This window comes from Agrobacterium bohemicum (genome assembly GCF_001562555.1).
In the GTDB taxonomy this organism is placed as follows: domain Bacteria; phylum Pseudomonadota; class Alphaproteobacteria; order Rhizobiales; family Rhizobiaceae; genus Agrobacterium; species Agrobacterium bohemicum.
On record NZ_KQ961028.1, the window covers coordinates 72,983 to 89,999 of the forward strand.

A 17,017-nucleotide genomic window follows, 5' to 3' on the forward strand; every position below is an offset into this window, starting at 1 on the left:
GAAAAACATCGGCCCTACAATAAGTGCCACAACTGCGACGCCCGTGAGTAATTTTATCTCTTTTTAATGGAACTTTTTCCGCAAAGCGCACTTTCCCCTAGGTTGCCTGGAAATTTTTATTACGATGGGACGCTATGATTACCACGAGCGAAACTGAACGCTATCCACGGATAGCACTCATATCGACACATGGCTACGTAGCCGCACAGCCGCCATTGGGCGCCGCTGACACCGGAGGACAAGTCGTTTACGTGCTGGAACTGGCGCGCAAACTCGGCCAACTCGGATACACCGTCGATCTCTACACGCGCCGCTTCGAGGACCAGCCGGAAATCGATGACGTTGATGATCGCGTGCGGGTCGTTCGAATTCCTTGCGGTGGCAAGAACTTCATCCCGAAAGAATATCTGCATCGCCATATGATGGAGTGGTGTGAAAATGCACTTCGTTTCATCAAGAAGAATGATCTCAATTATACATTCATCAACAGTCACTACTGGGACGCGGGTGTCGCAGGCCAGCGTCTTTCGGAAGCATTGAAAATTCCGCATCTGCACACGCCACATTCCATCGGCATCTGGAAAAAACGTCAGATGGAGACTGACTACCCGGAAAAGACGGATACGTTCGAGTTGGAGTTCAATTTCAAGGAACGCATCCAGCATGAGCTGATCGTCTATCGCAGCTGCGACATGGTGATTGCAACCACGCCGGTGCAACTGGACGTACTGATCGAAGACTACGGCCTGAAGCGCAAGCACATCCACATGATTCCGCCTGGTTACGATGACAACCGGTTCTTCCCGGTGTCCGAGGGATCGCGGCAGATGCTGCGTCAGCGCTTCGGATTTGAAGGTAAGACGGTTCTTGCCCTGGGGCGCCTCGCGACGAACAAGGGCTACGACCTGTTGATCGATGGTTTCTCGGTGCTGGCGGAAAGAGAGCCTGAGGCCCGTCTTCACCTAGCTGTTGGCGGCGAGAACATGGACGAGCAGGAAACAAATATCCTCAACCAGCTGAAGGATCGGGTAAAATCCCTCAAACTGGACGATAAGGTCGTCTTTTCCGGTTACGTGGAAGACGAAGACCTGCCGGATATCTACCGTGCAGCGGATCTGTTTGTGCTGTCCAGCCGTTACGAGCCCTTCGGCATGACGGCTATCGAGGCGATGGCAAGCGGTACGCCAACGGTGGTCACTATTCATGGCGGACTGTTCCGCGCCATCAGTTACGGGCGACACGCCCTGTTTGCCGACCCGTTTGACAAGGAAGATCTCGGCATCACCATGATGAAGCCATTCAAGCATGACCGCCTTTACGGTCGGCTGTCGCGGATGGGCGCACACAAGGCACGCAGCCTGTTTACCTGGACCGGCATTGCGCAACAGCTTCTTGCCTTGGTCGAAGGGCGTACAATGATGCCTGTACTGGAAGAAGCCGATTGGGCCGAACCATGGAATGATGGCGATTGAAACCGATTCGTCTTTTCTCAACCGATCTTGATGGGACCGTCGTTGGCAACAACGACGCGACGGCCCGCTTCCGTGATTTCTGGCAATCCTTGCCACAAGAAACCCGTCCGCTGCTGGTTTTCAACAGCGGACGCCTTCTTGATGACCAGTTCGAATTGATGGAGGATGTGCCTCTCCCGAACCCCGACTACGTTATCGGCGGCGTGGGCACGCTTCTTTCCGGCCACGATCAGCCATCGCTAAAACAGGCCTACGCGGCGTCTCTCGGACAGGCATTCGACACACATAAAATCGTATCGGTGATGTCGTCCGTGTCCGGCGCAAGCGTTCAGCCTGCGCGATATCAACATGATCTGAAGTCTAGCTGGTATCTCCACGATGCAAGCGGTGCCGACATATCCGATATCGAACGGCGCCTCGTCGATAACGAAATCGATGCCCGCATCGTCTATTCCAGCAATCGCGATCTGGATATTCTCCCGCGCGCCGCCGACAAGGGTGCTGCCATCCAATGGTTGTGCATTCATCTCGACATCGGTCTCGATGAAGTCGTCGTCGCCGGGGATACGGGCAATGATCGCGCCATGTTTGAATTGCCAGGTGTTCGGGGTATCGTCGTGTCAAATGCCTTGCCGGAATTGAAGGGGTTGGCCGTGGACAAGGACCATGTCTTCTGCGCGCCAGACGCGGAGGCAGATGGGGTCATGTCGGGCTTGAGACATTGGCTGTCTTTGTAAAGACGTCGATTTTGATCACATAATATTATGTGTTGAACATCAAATATACTGTCGCTTTGGCTGTGAGCTTATTGACCTTGGTCACGAACAGCCGGACAATCGAACGAATCATCCCATATTATTGTGCGGCGATATGGCGTGACCAATCTGGTCATAACATTAGATTTTTCGTACATAACAAATTGCATTTGAAGGACATAAACTCATTGAACGTGCTCACCCGATTGGCAACTGACGTCTGCTTGATGCTGCGCCGCCCACCGCGCCAGCAATATGCGGCGCTTTGCTATCGCAGGAAAAAGGGTGCGCTGGAAGTTTTGCTGCTGACGAGCCGGGACACCGGCCGCTGGGTCATTCCCAAGGGCTGGCCGATGAACGGCAAGAAGGCACATGCCGTTGCCGCACAGGAAGCTTTCGAGGAGGCTGGTGTTCGCGGCAACGTTGAAAAGGACCATTTCGGCTTTTTCGATTACGACAAGAAACTGCGCAATGGCGTGAAAGTGGTCTGCCGTGTGCAGGTACATCTGCTCGAGGTTGTCGATCTCGTGAAAAACTTTCCAGAACGCGAAAGTCGGACACTTGAATGGGTGACTGCAGAGGAAGCATCGCGTCGCGTCAATGAGCCCGAATTGAAAGAACTTTTCCTTTCCTTCGACAAGCAAATGGCGCAAACTCAAAAGCGACCCATTCAAAAAGACGTCAATTTGTAAGACCCAGACAACGCCGCTCCAACGCCTGCACACGCGGCTAAAGCCGCAGATGAAAGCAGATCGATGGTGCGACCACCTTCCAACCGCATGAAGCCGACACTGGATAAGGATCTGGATCGGGTTACGCGTGTCGAGGAGGCGACGTTCCACATCACAGACCGTTTGACGGCACCCGGCATCGGTCTGCTTTTTCTGATCATGGCCGCCTTGCTGGCGAATGCCTTTGTCGGCGGCACACCGGGCGCGGTTATCGTCGTGGCTGCGGCGATTATCGGTGCCTACATGGCCCTGAACATCGGCGCTAAGGATGTGGCCAACAATGTCGGTCCGGCTGTTGGTGCCAAAGCCCTACCGATCGGCGCTGCACTGATAATGGCCGCTGTCTGCGAAGTGCTGGGGGCGTTGATCACCGGCGGCAACGTGGTGGAAACCATTTCGCGCGGCATTATCAGCGTCGAAACCATTCCTGATACCGCAATCTTCACGCTAGCCATGCTGGCCGCATTGATCACCGCGGGTCTGCTGGTGAACCTGTCGAACATCGTCAAGGCACCGGTTTCGACCACCCATACGATTGTCGGCGGCGTCGCGGGTGCCGGAACAGCAGCCTATGGGTTCGGCGCGGTCGACTGGTTTTCCCTGTCAAAAATCGCGCTGGCCTGGATGGTAACGCCCTTCATTAGCGCCTTTTTCGCCGTTGTTTTTCTTGCTTTCATCAAGGAATTCATCATCTACCGCGACGACAAGATCGAAGCAGCACGGTTGTGGGTTCCGGTTCTGATTGGCGTCATGAGTGGCGTTTTCACAGCCTATCTCATATGGGTCGGCCTTCACAATATCGTGTTCGTCTCACTTGGCACCGCAAGTCTGCTGGGTTTGGCTATTGGCCTTCTCAATTGGCGTCTCTGCGTTCCGCTCATCCGCAAACAATCGGAAGGGCTGGAAAATCGCAATCAGTCGCTGCGCAAGATGTTTCAGTGGCCTCTCATTCTGGCCGCCGGATTGATGTCTTTCGCCCACGGCGCCAATGATGTCTCCAATGCCATCGGCCCCGTCGTGGCGATTGTGCGTGCCACTCAGGGTCAATTCGTCGGCGATACCGCTCGTGCACCGGAATGGGTGATGTTGATCGGCGCCTTCGGCCTGTCCTGCGGCATCTTGCTGTTCGGTCCACGCCTCATCCGGCTGGTCGGAGAACAGATCACTAAGCTCAATCCGATGCGCGCCTTTTGCGTGTCGGTTTCCACTGCGCTCACCGTGCTGGTGGCGTCACGGTTGGGAATACCGGTCAGCACGACTCACACCGCTATTGGCGCCGTCTTCGGCGTTGGCTTCTTCCGTGAATGGTACACGCATCGCTCCCGGACACGCGTTGATGCCGCCCGCGCTGAAAGCGACGTTGTCAACCAGACAAGCAATGAGGACGATGAAAACTCCTCCGAGGTGCGCCGTCGCTACCTGGTGCGCCGTTCGCACTTCATGACAATCGTCGCTGCCTGGATTATTACCGTTCCCACCAGCGCCGCGCTGGCGGCAGCACTCTATGGAATTATGTATATTCTGTTTATCTAGGCTTGAGTGACGACGATCCAACCCAAAATCAAAGAGCAACATGCGCGCCAATTTTCGAATGCAACGGCTTTTCGTCAGCCAGCCCCTCAAATCGGGTGAAGCTGTCGAGGCCACCAGCGACCAGTATAACTATCTCGCCAATGTTTTGCGCATGACTGATGGCGCGGAAATTCTCGTGTTCAACGGGCGCGACGGTGAGTGGAGAACCACACTTTCCTTTCCCACCCGCAAAAAAATCCTGCTAACCGCCACCGAACAGACGAGAGCACAACCTCAAACGCCGGATCTGCACTATCTGTTTGCGCCTCTTAAAACCGGGCGCATGGATTATCTGGTGCAAAAGGCGGTTGAAATGGGCGCGGGCGTCCTCCAACCGGTCATGACGCAGCATGTTCAGGGCAAAATCACCAGTCTCGACAAGCTGCGGGCCAACGTCACCGAAGCCGCTGAACAGTGCGGCATTCTGGCCATCCCGCAGGTTCTGGAGCCTATAAAGCTCAGGGATTTGCTTGACAGTTGGGATGCCTCGCGGCGTATCATTTACTGCGACGAAGGTGACGAAGGTCAAAACCCTTTGCCGATACTGAGCCGTATCGAGGAAAAGCAGATCGCCCTTCTGGTAGGCCCGGAAGGTGGCTTTTCGGACGAGGAACGCCAATTGCTGCGTGACCACGCGGCTGTCACACCCATTCCACTGGGGCCGCGTATTCTGCGGGCCGATACAGCGGCCGTTGCTGCGCTTGCCGTTATTCAGGCAACTCTGGGTGATTGGAACTAGAGGTCTGCGAAGCACGGCGATGGAGCAAAACAATTGCCTTTGGCCATGCTTGAAAGAAATTCATTTGCCTAAGCCAGTGCCGCGCCCTATCAGCGAATTCAACAAGCCAAAAAGCCAAACATCGACCATAAGGTAACTCCATGGCCCGCGATACCACCGACCAGACTTCCATTTCCTCCGTACAGGATTTGACCGACTATCTGGCGGGTGGATGCAAACCCGTTGAGAAATTCCGCATTGGCACCGAGCACGAAAAGTTTGCCTTCTTCCGGGAAGACAACTCGCCGGTTCCCTATTTTGGCGATGCCAGCATTTCCGCTCTGCTGAAGGGCATGCAGGAAAAACTGGGCTGGGAACCGATCATCGACGAGGGTAACGTCATCGGTCTCAGCGAACAGAGCGGCATGGGCGCCATATCCATTGAGCCCGGCGGACAGTTCGAGCTTTCTGGCGCGCCGCTCGAAAACCTGCATGAAACCTGTAAGGAATCCAACCGGCATCTGGCGACCCTGCGCGAAGTCGCAGAACCCATGGGCATTCGCTTTCTGGGCATTGGCGGCAGCCCGCTGTGGACCTATGAAGAGACGCCGCAGATGCCGAAATCGCGCTACGCGATCATGACCCGCTACATGCCCAAGGTCGGCACACAGGGTCTCGATATGATGTACCGCACCTGCACGATCCAGGTTAATCTCGACTTTTCGTCGGAAGACGACATGCGCCGCAAGATGCGCGTTTCGATGAAGCTGCAATCGCTGGCGACGGCCCTGTTTGCCTCCTCGCCCTTCACAGAGGGAAAGCCGAACGGACTTCTTTCCTGGCGTGGCGATATCTGGCGCGATACCGACAATCGTCGCTCGGGCGTGTTGCCGTTTACCTTCGAGCCTGATTTCGGGTTCAAGGATTATGTGGAATGGGCGCTGGATGCGCCGATGTATTTCATCGTTCGCAATGATAAATATCGCGATTGTACCGACATCACCTTCCGCCAGTTCATGAACGGCGCGCTGAAAGGCCAGATTGCCGATTGGGAGCCCAACCTGGGCGACTGGACGAACCATCTTTCCACGCTGTTCCCTGACGTTCGCATGAAGCGTTTTCTGGAAATGCGTGGCGCGGACGGCGGCCCATGGCGCCGCATCTGTGCTCTGCCTGCTTTCTGGGTGGGGCTTCTCTATGATGACGCAGCGCTGAGCGCTGCTGACGAATTGACGAAGAACTGGACCGTCGAAGATGTCATCGCCATGCGTGACACGGTTCCGGCTTTGGGGCTTAAGGCCATGGTGGCTGGCCACGGACTGATGGATATCGCCCGCGAAACCGTATCGATCGCCCGCGATGGCTTGCGCAATCGCAAACGTCTGAACGATGACGGGCAGGACGAAAGCGTGTTCCTCAACCCGCTGGATGAAGTTCTGGCGAAGAAGGCCACCATGGCAGAGGATTTGCTGGCGCTTTACAACGGCCGCTGGGGCAAGTCGGTTCTGCCGGTTTTCGACGAATATCAATACTAAGGCGCATAAAAAAGCCCGGTGCAGCTTGAGGGCAGACACCGGGCAAAGGCAGGGTTTATTGGCAAATCACCCTGCGGGGAAATGATTTAAGGCTTGCGGACGCTTACAACGCCTTCGCTGCAGCCACTCTGGCCATGCGCGCAAGCCGGGTCGTCGGATCTTCCATGATGCCTGTGTCGAGGGCAGTCTTCAAATCGCGGCGCGTCAAACCAATGTCGGCAAGTTGATGGTCATCCATCTCAACAAGGCGATTGGCAGCGAGGCGATTGGAAATGCGGCGTAGAAACGTCACGAAACCTTTGCTCACGCCCGTCGCAACCTGTTCAAAGGTCGCCGTCCGTGGTGCGATCAAACCCAGTTCCATCTTCCGTTCTGCCGTGCGCATGACACTATCCCTTCATTTAGGCACGATGAGGCACCGCCTCCACACCCATGCGTGAAGGCCGCCGGTCTGGCCACCTGACGGGTGACAAATTGGTTATTTGCTGCTTCTGGCGTCAAAATGTCGCAAGACCATTGATCAGTCCAACGAATGTTTCTAATGTGAGCCATCAATCATTCTTATGGATGTTCTGCCCATGTCCGCACCTCTCGACATCGACCAGCTACACACATTTATCGCCATCATTGACGCTGGCAGCTTCACCAAGGCCGCAGACCGGGTTTTCAAGACGCAATCTGCTGTTTCCATGCAGATGCGGCGTCTTGAGGAGCGATTGGGAAAGCAGCTTTTTGCCAAGGATGGACGTGGCAACAGGCTGACGGCAGAGGGCGAAAAGCTGATGCATTATGCCCGCCGCATTATCCGTCTCAACAACGAAGCCGTCGCCGCCTTCGACGACAACCGGCTGGAAGGTACGCTGCGCATCGGCACGCCCGACGATTATGCCGACCGGTATATGCCTGAGATCATTGGCAGGTTTGCCAAGACGCATCCGAATGTCGAGCTCTACATCGTCTGTGAACCATCAGTCAGCCTTGCGGAAAAAATGGCACGTGGAGAGCTGGATATCGCTCTCGTTACTCATAATCCTCGTGCGCGCGCGTCCGACATTGTGCGCACCGAACCGCTCTGCTGGGTGGCGTCCGCCAACCATCCGCTGCGCGACGACGTGCCTGTACCGCTGGCGGTAGGACGTCGAGATTGCCTGTGGCGCCAACTGGCCACTTCGGCGCTGGATGCCGATGGCCGTGACTATCAGGTTCTGTTCACCAGTTGGTCATCCACCGTCATCGCCGCAGCCGTTCTGGCCGGGATGGCTGTCTCGGTTCTGCCGGAATCGACGCTGCGGACAGGCATGAAGGTGCTGACATCGGCAGATGGCTTCCCGCCCCTGCCCCCCGTGCAGATCGGCCTGATGAAGCGCCCCGGCCTTTCGCCGTCGCTCATCAACGCCATCACCGATCACATCACCGCCTGCCTCGACAACATATCGCTGGCATCCCCGCCCGATGAACTGGACGAGGATATCAAGGCGTTTCCAAGGCTTGCGCGGGTGCGGACAGGACAACTGGCACCGGGATGGTGAGGTAGTCGCCGGAGCGGAATAGACTGGCCCTCACCGGTGACGATTACCCCAAATTCTTGCGAAAGAACTCAATCGTCCGCCCCCAAGCGAGGTCTGCGGCGGCCTTGTCGTAACGGGCGCTCGATGTATCGTTGTTGAAGGCATGGTTGACGCCGTCATAGACGAAGATTTCAAACGACTTGCCGTTGGCTTCCAGAGCGTTGCGATACGCACCTATGCCAGCATTGATACGCTCGTCCAGACCGCCATAATGCATCAGCAGTGGGGCTTTGATGGCGGGCACATCGTCGCCCGGCGGCTGCGCACCGTAATAGGCGACGCCTGCGTTCAACCCTTGGGATTTCGTTGCAAAGCGGTTGACCAGACCGCCGCCCCAGCAGAACCCGACGGCGCCGACCTTGGTGTTTGAACCATCGCGTTTCGTCAGCCACACACGCGTGGCTTCCGCATCGGCAACGGTTGCCGCCATGTCCATGCCGGAAAACATCTGGCGTGCCTTCTCCTCATCTGCTGGCGTACCGCCTTGCGATGATAGAAAATCGGGTGCAAGCGCCACGAAACCTTCAAGCGCCGCCCGGCGGGCGACGTCACGAATATGGGCGTTGAGACCCCGGTTTTCGTGAATGACGATGACCGAACCAAAGGGTTTCGCGACATCCTTCGGCGCGACGAGATAGCCCTTCATTTCGCCGTTTGCGCCGGGATAGGTAACATCCTCCGTAATCAGACGGTCGTCTTTTTCGGCAACGATAGCGGCCTGCGCAGCGGTGGCACCCAGCATCGGCGCTATCGCGGCGGCGGCGGCACCCGACCCGGCCAGCAACGTCAGTTTTTCCATGAATTTGCGGCGGTCGAGGCTGAGATGCGTATACTCATCATAGGCATCGATCATCGCCTGTGTGATATCCGGCTTGTCTGTCATCATGCTCTCCATGTGGACGCTGCGTTGAACAATAACGCAAAGTGCGGAAAAGCGATGCAGGACGCGGATTTCAGCGAAACAACTTTTCGCGATCCCGACCTAGAGGTCAGCCGTTTTCCAGCGCCAGCCACACGATCATCCAGCCCCACATCAGCACAAGCGCTGCGAAACTAATGGCAAAGGCAGGGGCGCGGTAACGCAGCCTGTTGCTGGTCACATGCACATAGGAATGCGCGTAACGGCCAACCACGAATATCCAGGCAAGGATAATGGTGGCGATATTGTCGGCATCGGTGATGTAGAGAAGCAGACACACCGCATGAAACAGCATGGGCATTTCGAACTGGTTGGCGATGTTCTTGTTGACCAGCAGGCTTTGCTGCGCCTCTTCGCCCGCATCACGAAAGCGCTTGAAAGCATCCTTGTTCGTGAAGGTAAATTTCTTCCGACGAATGAAAAGCAGGACATAGAGACCAAAGACCAGAAACGCGTGGGCGATCATGGGCCAGAACATTGCGGTCGTCGGTGACATCGTCGTGCTTCCTTTCAACAAAACGCTCTCCGAACGTGGTGTTCGGAGAGCGTCCATGTATTGCCATGTTACCTGTCTGGACGAAAGATCAAACTGCGCCGGGATAGTTCGGGCTTTCGCGGGTGATCGTCACATCATGGGCGTGGCTTTCACGCAGGCCAGCGCCCGAAATGCGAACGAAGGTCGCGCGCTCCTGGAATTCCGGGATCGTGCCGCCGCCGACGTAGCCCATCGCAGCCTTCAGGCCGCCAGCGAGTTGGTGAAGAACGCCGGATACCGGGCCCTTATAGGGCACCTGACCTTCAATGCCTTCAGGCACCAGCTTCAGCGTGTCGCGCACCTCCGCCTGGAAATAACGGTCTGCCGAGCCGCGTGCCATGGCACCGACGGAACCCATGCCGCGGTACGCCTTGAAGGAGCGACCCTGGTAGAGGAACACCTCGCCCGGGCTTTCATCCGTGCCTGCCAGCAACGAGCCGATCATCACGGCAGATGCACCCGCAGCGATAGCCTTAGCGAAGTCGCCAGAGAACTTGATGCCACCGTCTGCGATGACCGGAATATCGGCATCACGGGCGGCTTCAACCGCAGACATGATAGCCGCAAGCTGCGGAACGCCCACACCGGCCACGATGCGTGTGGTGCAGATCGAACCGGGACCGATACCAACCTTGACGGCATCTGCACCGGCATCGATCAACGCCTTGGTGCCATCAGCCGTTGCGACATTGCCTGCGATGATGCGAACCGAGTTCGACATCTTCTTGACCTGCGTGACGGCATCGAGAACGCGCTGTGAATGGCCGTGGGCGGTGTCCACCACCAGGAGATCGACACCGGCTGCAATCAGACGCTCTGCGCGCTCGATGGCATCGGCACCCACGCTGATGGCGGCGGCGGCACGAAGACGGCCCTGCGCATCCTTCGTCGCGTTGGGGTTAAGCTGCGACTTTTCGATGTCCTTGACGGTGATGAGGCCAACGCAATTTCCAGCGGCATCGACAACCACCAGCTTTTCAATGCGGTGCTTGTGCAACAGGCGGCGGGCTTCCTGCTGATCAACGCTGCTTTCCTTGACCGTCACGAGATTTTCGCGGGTCATCAGTTCGTAAATCTTCTGGCTGGGATCAGACGCAAAACGTACGTCACGGTTTGTGAGAATGCCCACCAGACGTCCCGACTTATGACCTCCGGAACCGCCATTTTCGACAACCGGAATGCCGGAAATGCTGTAGGTCTTCATCAGCGCCTGCGCTTCGGCAAGCGTGGCATCCGGGCCGATCGTGACAGGGTTGACGACCATTCCGCTTTCGAACTTCTTGACCTGACGGACTTCTTCGGCCTGTTCGACCGGCGAAAGATTGCGGTGGATGACGCCGATGCCACCCGCCTGCGCCATGGCAATGGCAAGACGACCTTCGGTGACCGTATCCATCGCAGATGAAAGGATTGGCAGGTTCAGTTCGATATCGCGGGCAATGCGTGTGGCGATATTGGTCTGACCCGGCATGACTTCGGAGTGCCCGGGCTGAAGCAGCACATCATCGAATGTCAGAGCGTCAAGACCGGTAGGAGTCTGAATAATACGTGCCATGGCCAAATTCCTGTATTGAAAATGCAAGCCGTCCCGGAAGGAAAAGTCCACCGGCGGCCCTGCAAAGGATTGCTTGGAAGTTGGCGAGGGCTGGTAACACGTTCATGACAGGAAGGGAATAGAAAAAACCCGGAAACGCGTTCCGGGTCTTGTTGTTGCAGCTATGCAGCAGTGTCAAATGTCGAACTGGTACGACTTCGGCACGAAACGATAACCCTCACTCTGCTTCTCGGCATAGCCAACGGCCGGGAACGGCATGTGATAACCGAGAAAGGCCACGCGGTCGGTCGCGATCATGTCGAACACCTTCTTGCGGCTGGCGGCAGCAGCGGCCTTGTCCATGTCGAATTTCACTTCCCAGTCCGGGCGCTGAAGCGACAGCACGAAGTGGTTGGCGGTATCGGCTGTCAGAACCAGTTGTTTTCCTTCCGATTCGACGTGGAATGTCATATGACCCGGAGAATGGCCGAATGCGGCAGCGCTGGTAATGCCTGATACGACGGTTGCGCCGTCTCCGATGAAGGTTGCCTTTTCGGCGAGCGGCTTCACATTGGCAAGTACGCCTTTTTGGCCGCCTTCCGCAGGTGTGCCGACCCGTTTGGCGTCCGTCCAGAAATCATACTCCACCTGGCCCATGACATAACGGGCCTTGGAAAAGGCAGGAGCGCCCTTTTCCATCAAGCCGCCGATGTGGTCTCCGTGCATATGCGTCAGCACGACCACGGTTACGTCTTCCGACTTGTAACCGGCAGAGGCTAGACCTTCGAGCAGGCGACCGTTACCGGCTTCGCGACCGCTCTCACCAAAGCCTGTATCGAACAGCACGAGGTCCGAGCCTGTGTTGATCAACACAGGCGAAAAGCTGTTGACGAACTGGTCTTTCGGCAGAAAATTCTTGTCGAGCAATTCACCAACCGTCTCGGCGCTCTGGTTCATGCCAAATGTTTCATTCGGCTTGCCAGACGGTCGCGAACCGTCCTTGACGACCAGAACCTCGAATTTTCCAAGTTTGAAGCGGTTTGTTTCTGGTGGCATGGCGTGATCGACCTTCATGGATGTTTGTGGCTGGGTTGACTGTGCAAATGCAGTGCCGCGCAGGACGAAAGGTGCCGCAATGGCGCCCATCCCCGCAGTCACAAATAAACTGCGCCTATTCATCTTCAAAAAACTGCTCATGAAATCCTCCAGCATTATTGTCCTACACCCGAACGCAGTATCACCGGTAAAGTGCCGAGAATGTGTAGAAAAAATCGATCTCACACAGACGTGATGGAAAGCGTAAACTTGCCGAATGTTTAGTTGGCAAACTGCGCGCACGGGCGTAGTTAGGACTTATCGACTTTCTCAGGATGCGGCCCGCCGCAATCACCACATGAACCGCATCATTCCGCTGATACTCGCTGTCGCCCTCTTCATGGAGCAGATGGATTCAACCGTCATCGCGACATCCCTGCCCGCGATTGCCGCCGACCTGAATGTCGGCCCGATCACGTTGAAGCTGGCACTCACCTCCTACATGGTGGCGCTGGCGATCTTCATTCCCATCAGCGGCTGGATGGCCGATAAATTCGGCGCAAAGAAAATCTTCCGTATTGCCATTGCCATTTTCGTTATCGGCTCGATCTGCTGTGCGGTGTCTTCGTCCGTGGTCGAATTCGTCGTCTCGCGCTTCCTGCAAGGCATGGGCGGCGCGATGATGACGCCGGTGGGCAGGCTTGTTCTTTTGCGAACGACGAAGCGTACCGAACTCGTCTCCGCCATGGCTCTCTTAACGATTCCCGGCCTAGTGGGACCACTGACCGGCCCGCCCATCGGTGGCTTCATCACGACCTATTTCTCGTGGCACTGGATTTTCCTCATCAATGTGCCGATCGGCGTTATCGGCATATGGCTTGCGACGATCTTTCTACCGGAGATCGAGACCACCAATCCGCCACCGATGGATACGAAGGGCTTCATCCTTTCGGGCGTTGCCGCATCGGGCGTCGTCTTCGGCGTCTCGGTGGTCAGCCTGCCCGCCCTGCCACCCATTGTCGGCATCGCGGCGACCATCGTCGGTTTCATCTGCGGTTTCTGGTACTGGCATCACGCAAAACGCCATCCAGCGCCCATCCTCGACTTCAAGATTTTTCGCAATGCAACGTTCCGCGCGGCATCGGTTAGCGGAACGATCTTTCGTATTTCAACAGGTGCCATTCCCTTCCTCATGCCGCTGATGCTGCAGATCGGCTTCGGATTAAATCCGTTTCAATCCGGCATGATCACCTTTGCGGGCGCCATTGGCGCCATCACCACCAAATTCATGGCGCGTCGGGTTTTTGCGGCGACCGGCTTTAGAAGTATATTGATTGGTGCCGGCATCGTGGGTGCCTTTACCACGGCAGCCAACGCGCTTTTCACTCCGGATACGCCTTACCCGCTGATCATGATTTGCCTGGTGACAGCGGGTTTTGCCCGTTCATTCTTCTTCACCGGCGCCAATGCGCTCGGCTATTCGGACATCGAGGACTCCCAAGCCAGCCAGGCGACGTCGATGGCTTCAGTGCTTCAGCAGATCAGCCTAGCCTTGGGTGTGGCATTTGCAGCCACCATCCTCGAAGTCAGCAGCTACATGTCCGGGGCACATTTGCAGCTGTCTGATTTCCACACGGCGTTTACGGTCGTGGCCGCGGTATCGCTCATCGCCATCTTGCCGCTGATTGCCATGGATCGAAGTGCTGGAGCAGCGGTTTCCGGCCATCGTGGCAAGGCTTCGCAACCGGCGGAATAGAATATTTGCGTAGTATTCAGCAAAAAATTCTATTCCGTTCCACCTGTCTTATTCGATGTCTGAAGCAACGGGTTCAACCGGCTTGCGGCCCTTGAAGTGTTTGGCAAGCAAGAACATTTCCACCGATTCCGAGCGCGATGAAGCCGGTTTTATGTGGATGACCTGCTTGAAGTTTTGCTTCAGCATATCAAGCAGCGCTTTTTCCGTACCACCCTGGAAGGTCTTGGCCAGGAAGTGGCCACCTTCGGCCAGCACCTGCACGGCAAAATCCGCTGCGACCTCGCACAGATGCATCGTGCGGATATGGTCGGTTTTCTGGTGACCGGTCGTGGGCGCTGCCATATCCGACAGGACCAGATCCGGTGTCCCACCGACAGACTTGATCAGAAGGTCAGGTGCGGTGGGATCGAGGAAATCGAGGTGGAGAATCTTGACGCCGGGAATAGCCTCGATCTCAAGGAAGTCGATGGCCGCAACGCGGATATCGTCTTCGGTCGAGTCTGTGACCTTGGCGGCAATCTGCGACCAGCTTCCCGGTGCAGCACCCAGATCGATGATGCGGCGCGCATCCTTCAAAATCTGATGTTTGTCATTGATTTCCAGCAGCTTGAACGCCGCGCGGGCACGGTAGCCCTCCAGCTTCGCGCGCTGCACATAGGGGTCGTTGATGTGACGCTCGATCCAGCGGCGCGAAGACGGCTTCAACTTTGCCTTCTTTACCTTCTGGCCGATCTTGCGTCCGGTACGGTTGGTACTAATGGGCGCCTTGGTCATATCAAACTTTCCGTTCCGGTTTGCCTTGCATCTGTGCCCGGCGAATTCGTGTGCGACGCCATGCGCCATCATCTGCCATCATATCCGTCAAAAGCCCTTCGCGAAGCCCCCTATCGGCAACCCGCATGCGCCGTGACGGCCAGCGCTTGCGAATGGCTTCCAGAATGGCGCAACCCGCAAGCACCAGATCGGCGCGATCCGGCCCGATGCAGGCGTTCGCTGCACGCCCTGCAAAATCCCAGGCCAGCAACTTGTCCTGCATGGCAGTGACTTCATCATCCGAAAGCCAAAGGCCATCGACTTTTCTGCGGTCGTAACGGGGGAGGTCGAGATGCACGCCGGCAAGTGTCGTCACCGTCCCCGATGTGCCGATCAGATGAAAATCCTCAGTAGCGATCTCACCCAGAGGCGGGCAATGAAAGCCATCCAGCAGGCCTTCGACTTCGCCCACCATCGCTGCAAACACCGCGGGCGTCACGTCACGCCCGCCATGCCGTTCAGACAGCGTCACCACGCCGACCGGAAGCGATGTCCAGTGGGTGATGTGGTTGGCCAGCCGGTTGGAACGATTTTCGCCCACGTGAATGACGGCGATCTCCGAAGAGCCTCCGCCGATATCGAACAACACGACCGAACGCGCTTCACGACCGACAAGCGATGCGCAGCCAGAGACGGCCAGACGGGCTTCGGTCTCGCGGCTGATGATTTCGAGTTCGAGACCTGTTTCGCGTGTCACACGCTCCAGAAACTCTTCGCCGTTAACAGCCGCGCGGCAGGCTTCTGTCGCGATCAAGCGCATGCGGCGTATGGTGCGCCCCGAAAGTTTGGCGGCACAAACCCGAAGGGCCTCGACCGCACGGTCCATCGCATCATCAGAGAGACGACCGGTTGACACCAGCCCTTCCCCAAGGCGCACGATGCGCGAAAAAGCATCCACGACGCGAAATTGGCCAGGGCGCGTCGGCTGGGCAATCAGCAGTCGGCAATTGTTGGTGCCGAGATCGAGCGCGGCATACATGTCTGCGCTGCCATCAAAGCCTGAATCCCGATAAGGCGTTTGCGCTCGCGCGTGAACATGGCTCCTCTGATCGGCTGTGAGAGGCGGATGTGCAGGCGACGCCGCACCATTTTGTCTCGCAGCAGGCTTGGGCGCATGTGTCGGGACCAGCGGGCGACCTTGTGGTCCACGATGGTTACGCTTCCCACCACGGGCGCTACGCTTGCCCTGAGATGGCGGCGTGTGCGTTCCCTGTTCGATTTTTGCACTGACGGCGGGTGCAGCCTGACCGCCGCCCTGCCCGCGAGAACGCCTGCGGCGCTTGCGCTTGCGCGGCTCCGCATCTGGCTCAACACTACCAATGGATGAGGAATCTGGTGGGGAATCGGCACTGCGTAGATGTGACGGAGAAGCAGCGTTGCGGGGCTTCCCGTTACGCCTGCTCTTGCCACGACGGGAACGCTTCGCATCCCCTTTTTCCACCGCCGACGCCCCTGATTCCGACGGCGTTGTGCCGTTGCCGGGGTCAGTCACTGTTTTATCCATTCCGCCGCGCGAAAGCTGAAAGCGATGCTGCTGGCGTCCATAAGTTACGTTGACGCAATCATACCAGCGCCCGACATTTTAGCCAACCAGTTTTTGAAGACGAAGAAAGCGCGCGTAAATACACGCCCCATAGCAACATCTGCGGCGCAAGGATCAACGGTAAACAACTGGAGAATAAGTGTAAAATGGTACGGTTGGCTGGAATCGAACCAGCGACCTCAGGATCCACAAACCTGCGCTCTAACCAACTGAGCTACAACCGCACATCAAACGCCATGTCGGCGTCACGGGGGCTCACATACGGGGAGTTTTTCCGTTTTGCAAGTCCTTCGGTAATTTTTGCGAAAAAAGCTTTGGAAAGCAAGAGGGTTTTCCCAGGCGACGGTGATCGGCAAAAAGTCTTGGGATTGAGGTGCGCAAACAGACATTGACGATTGCAAAAAGCAGCTGATCAACCCACATTCGATGGTATGCGCAGATCTTGCTCGGGCGCTTGGTAAATTAACTGTAATTGGCATTTCCTGCCGCAGATGATGGACCTATCCACCCTGTGAAGTTATTTAAGATTCT

Annotated in this window: 15 protein-coding genes and 1 tRNA gene; 8 read left to right on the plus strand and 8 right to left on the minus strand. The window is 56.7% G+C overall.

Translation table 11 applies throughout. The features are described 5' to 3' along the window. The first annotated feature begins 134 nt into the window (after window positions 1-134). The 6 genes from ATO67_RS11135 to ATO67_RS11160 all read left to right on the plus strand — a co-directional run bounded on the left by ATO67_RS11135 (window position 135) and on the right by ATO67_RS11160 (window position 6,783). A complete protein-coding gene (locus ATO67_RS11135; RefSeq protein ID WP_067648513.1) occupies window positions 135-1,472 on the plus strand; it encodes a glycosyltransferase family 4 protein in 1,338 nt (445 codons plus the stop codon). Beyond that, on the plus strand, window positions 1,469-2,209 hold the full coding sequence (locus ATO67_RS11140; RefSeq protein ID WP_067648516.1) for an HAD-IIB family hydrolase: 741 nt from the start codon (window positions 1,469-1,471) through the stop codon (window positions 2,207-2,209). Before ATO67_RS11135 ends, ATO67_RS11140 begins: the two co-directional genes overlap by 4 nt. A gap of 245 nt (window positions 2,210-2,454) precedes the next feature. Then, window positions 2,455-2,919: an NUDIX hydrolase gene (locus ATO67_RS11145; RefSeq protein WP_067648519.1), complete on the plus strand. Its 465-nt coding sequence runs from the start codon at window positions 2,455-2,457 to the stop codon at window positions 2,917-2,919. Window positions 2,920-2,982: 63 nt separating this feature from the next. After that, window positions 2,983-4,491, plus strand: coding sequence for an inorganic phosphate transporter (locus ATO67_RS11150; protein ID WP_245303959.1), 1,509 nt, complete (start codon window positions 2,983-2,985; stop codon window positions 4,489-4,491). Between the two features lie 40 nt (window positions 4,492-4,531). Continuing rightward, window positions 4,532-5,269 (plus strand): 16S rRNA (uracil(1498)-N(3))-methyltransferase, encoded by a 738-nt coding sequence (locus ATO67_RS11155; RefSeq protein WP_067648522.1) that lies wholly within the window; start codon window positions 4,532-4,534, stop codon window positions 5,267-5,269. Between the two features lie 140 nt (window positions 5,270-5,409). Next, window positions 5,410-6,783, plus strand: coding sequence for a glutamate--cysteine ligase (locus ATO67_RS11160; RefSeq protein ID WP_067648525.1), 1,374 nt, complete (start codon window positions 5,410-5,412; stop codon window positions 6,781-6,783). Between the two features lie 103 nt (window positions 6,784-6,886). On the opposite strand, the gene ATO67_RS11165 is transcribed toward ATO67_RS11160, so the two are convergent. Further along, on the minus strand, window positions 6,887-7,168 hold the full coding sequence (locus ATO67_RS11165) for a YjiS-like domain-containing protein (RefSeq protein ID WP_067648528.1): 282 nt from the start codon (window positions 7,166-7,168) through the stop codon (window positions 6,887-6,889). Between the two features lie 193 nt (window positions 7,169-7,361). Between ATO67_RS11165 and ATO67_RS11170 the strand changes: the two genes are divergently transcribed. Beyond that, window positions 7,362-8,312: a LysR substrate-binding domain-containing protein gene (locus ATO67_RS11170; protein WP_067649047.1), complete on the plus strand. Its 951-nt coding sequence runs from the start codon at window positions 7,362-7,364 to the stop codon at window positions 8,310-8,312. Between the two features lie 43 nt (window positions 8,313-8,355). Here ATO67_RS11170 and ATO67_RS11175 read toward each other — a convergent pair whose 3' ends face one another. From ATO67_RS11175 to ATO67_RS11190, 4 genes are all read right to left on the minus strand, one after another. Continuing rightward, window positions 8,356-9,234, minus strand: a complete 879-nt coding sequence (locus ATO67_RS11175; protein ID WP_067648531.1) for a dienelactone hydrolase family protein — start codon at window positions 9,232-9,234, stop codon at window positions 8,356-8,358. Between the two features lie 106 nt (window positions 9,235-9,340). Next, complete coding sequence (locus ATO67_RS11180) at window positions 9,341-9,766, minus strand: MAPEG family protein (protein WP_103087501.1); 426 nt, start codon at window positions 9,764-9,766, stop codon at window positions 9,341-9,343. A gap of 88 nt (window positions 9,767-9,854) precedes the next feature. Continuing rightward, the gene (guaB, locus tag ATO67_RS11185) at window positions 9,855-11,360 is read right to left on the minus strand and encodes an IMP dehydrogenase (RefSeq protein WP_067648534.1); all 1,506 of its coding nucleotides are present in this window, start codon (window positions 11,358-11,360) and stop codon (window positions 9,855-9,857) included. Between the two features lie 174 nt (window positions 11,361-11,534). Next, the gene (locus ATO67_RS11190) at window positions 11,535-12,518 is read right to left on the minus strand and encodes an MBL fold metallo-hydrolase (protein WP_106404944.1); all 984 of its coding nucleotides are present in this window, start codon (window positions 12,516-12,518) and stop codon (window positions 11,535-11,537) included. 214 nt (window positions 12,519-12,732) lie between these two features. On the opposite strand from ATO67_RS11190, the gene ATO67_RS11195 reads away from it, so the two are divergent. Next, window positions 12,733-14,130 (plus strand): DHA2 family efflux MFS transporter permease subunit, encoded by a 1,398-nt coding sequence (locus tag ATO67_RS11195; RefSeq protein ID WP_067648537.1) that lies wholly within the window; start codon window positions 12,733-12,735, stop codon window positions 14,128-14,130. Between the two features lie 48 nt (window positions 14,131-14,178). Here the strand turns inward: ATO67_RS11195 and ATO67_RS11200 are convergent, their stop codons facing one another. The 3 genes from ATO67_RS11200 to ATO67_RS11210 all read right to left on the minus strand — a co-directional run bounded on the left by ATO67_RS11200 (window position 14,179) and on the right by ATO67_RS11210 (window position 16,710). Next, entirely contained in the window at window positions 14,179-14,904 is a 726-nt protein-coding gene (locus tag ATO67_RS11200) for an RlmE family RNA methyltransferase (protein WP_067648541.1), read from the minus strand. 1 nt (window position 14,905) lies between these two features. Further along, a complete protein-coding gene (locus tag ATO67_RS11205) occupies window positions 14,906-16,435 on the minus strand; it encodes a Ppx/GppA phosphatase family protein (protein WP_245303960.1) in 1,530 nt (509 codons plus the stop codon). 198 nt (window positions 16,436-16,633) lie between these two features. After that, a tRNA-His gene (locus tag ATO67_RS11210) sits at window positions 16,634-16,710 on the minus strand. Between the last annotated feature and the right edge of the window lie 307 nt (window positions 16,711-17,017).

Coding starts and splice junctions, on each gene's coding strand:
- guaB (WP_067648534.1), bottom strand. CDS start 11,360: ATGGCACGTATTATTCAGACTCCTACCGGTCTTGACGCTCTGACATTC.
- ATO67_RS11150 (WP_245303959.1), top strand. CDS start 2,983: ATGGTGCGACCACCTTCCAACCGCATGAAGCCGACACTGGATAAGGAT.
- ATO67_RS11135 (WP_067648513.1), top strand. CDS start 135: ATGATTACCACGAGCGAAACTGAACGCTATCCACGGATAGCACTCATA.
- ATO67_RS11200 (WP_067648541.1), bottom strand. CDS start 14,904: ATGACCAAGGCGCCCATTAGTACCAACCGTACCGGACGCAAGATCGGC.
- ATO67_RS11155 (WP_067648522.1), top strand. CDS start 4,532: ATGCGCGCCAATTTTCGAATGCAACGGCTTTTCGTCAGCCAGCCCCTC.
- ATO67_RS11165 (WP_067648528.1), bottom strand. CDS start 7,168: ATGCGCACGGCAGAACGGAAGATGGAACTGGGTTTGATCGCACCACGG.
- ATO67_RS11170 (WP_067649047.1), top strand. CDS start 7,362: ATGTCCGCACCTCTCGACATCGACCAGCTACACACATTTATCGCCATC.
- ATO67_RS11175 (WP_067648531.1), bottom strand. CDS start 9,234: ATGACAGACAAGCCGGATATCACACAGGCGATGATCGATGCCTATGAT.
- ATO67_RS11160 (WP_067648525.1), top strand. CDS start 5,410: ATGGCCCGCGATACCACCGACCAGACTTCCATTTCCTCCGTACAGGAT.
- ATO67_RS11195 (WP_067648537.1), top strand. CDS start 12,733: ATGAACCGCATCATTCCGCTGATACTCGCTGTCGCCCTCTTCATGGAG.
- ATO67_RS11180 (WP_103087501.1), bottom strand. CDS start 9,766: ATGTCACCGACGACCGCAATGTTCTGGCCCATGATCGCCCACGCGTTT.
- ATO67_RS11190 (WP_106404944.1), bottom strand. CDS start 12,518: ATGAATAGGCGCAGTTTATTTGTGACTGCGGGGATGGGCGCCATTGCG.
- ATO67_RS11145 (WP_067648519.1), top strand. CDS start 2,455: ATGCTGCGCCGCCCACCGCGCCAGCAATATGCGGCGCTTTGCTATCGC.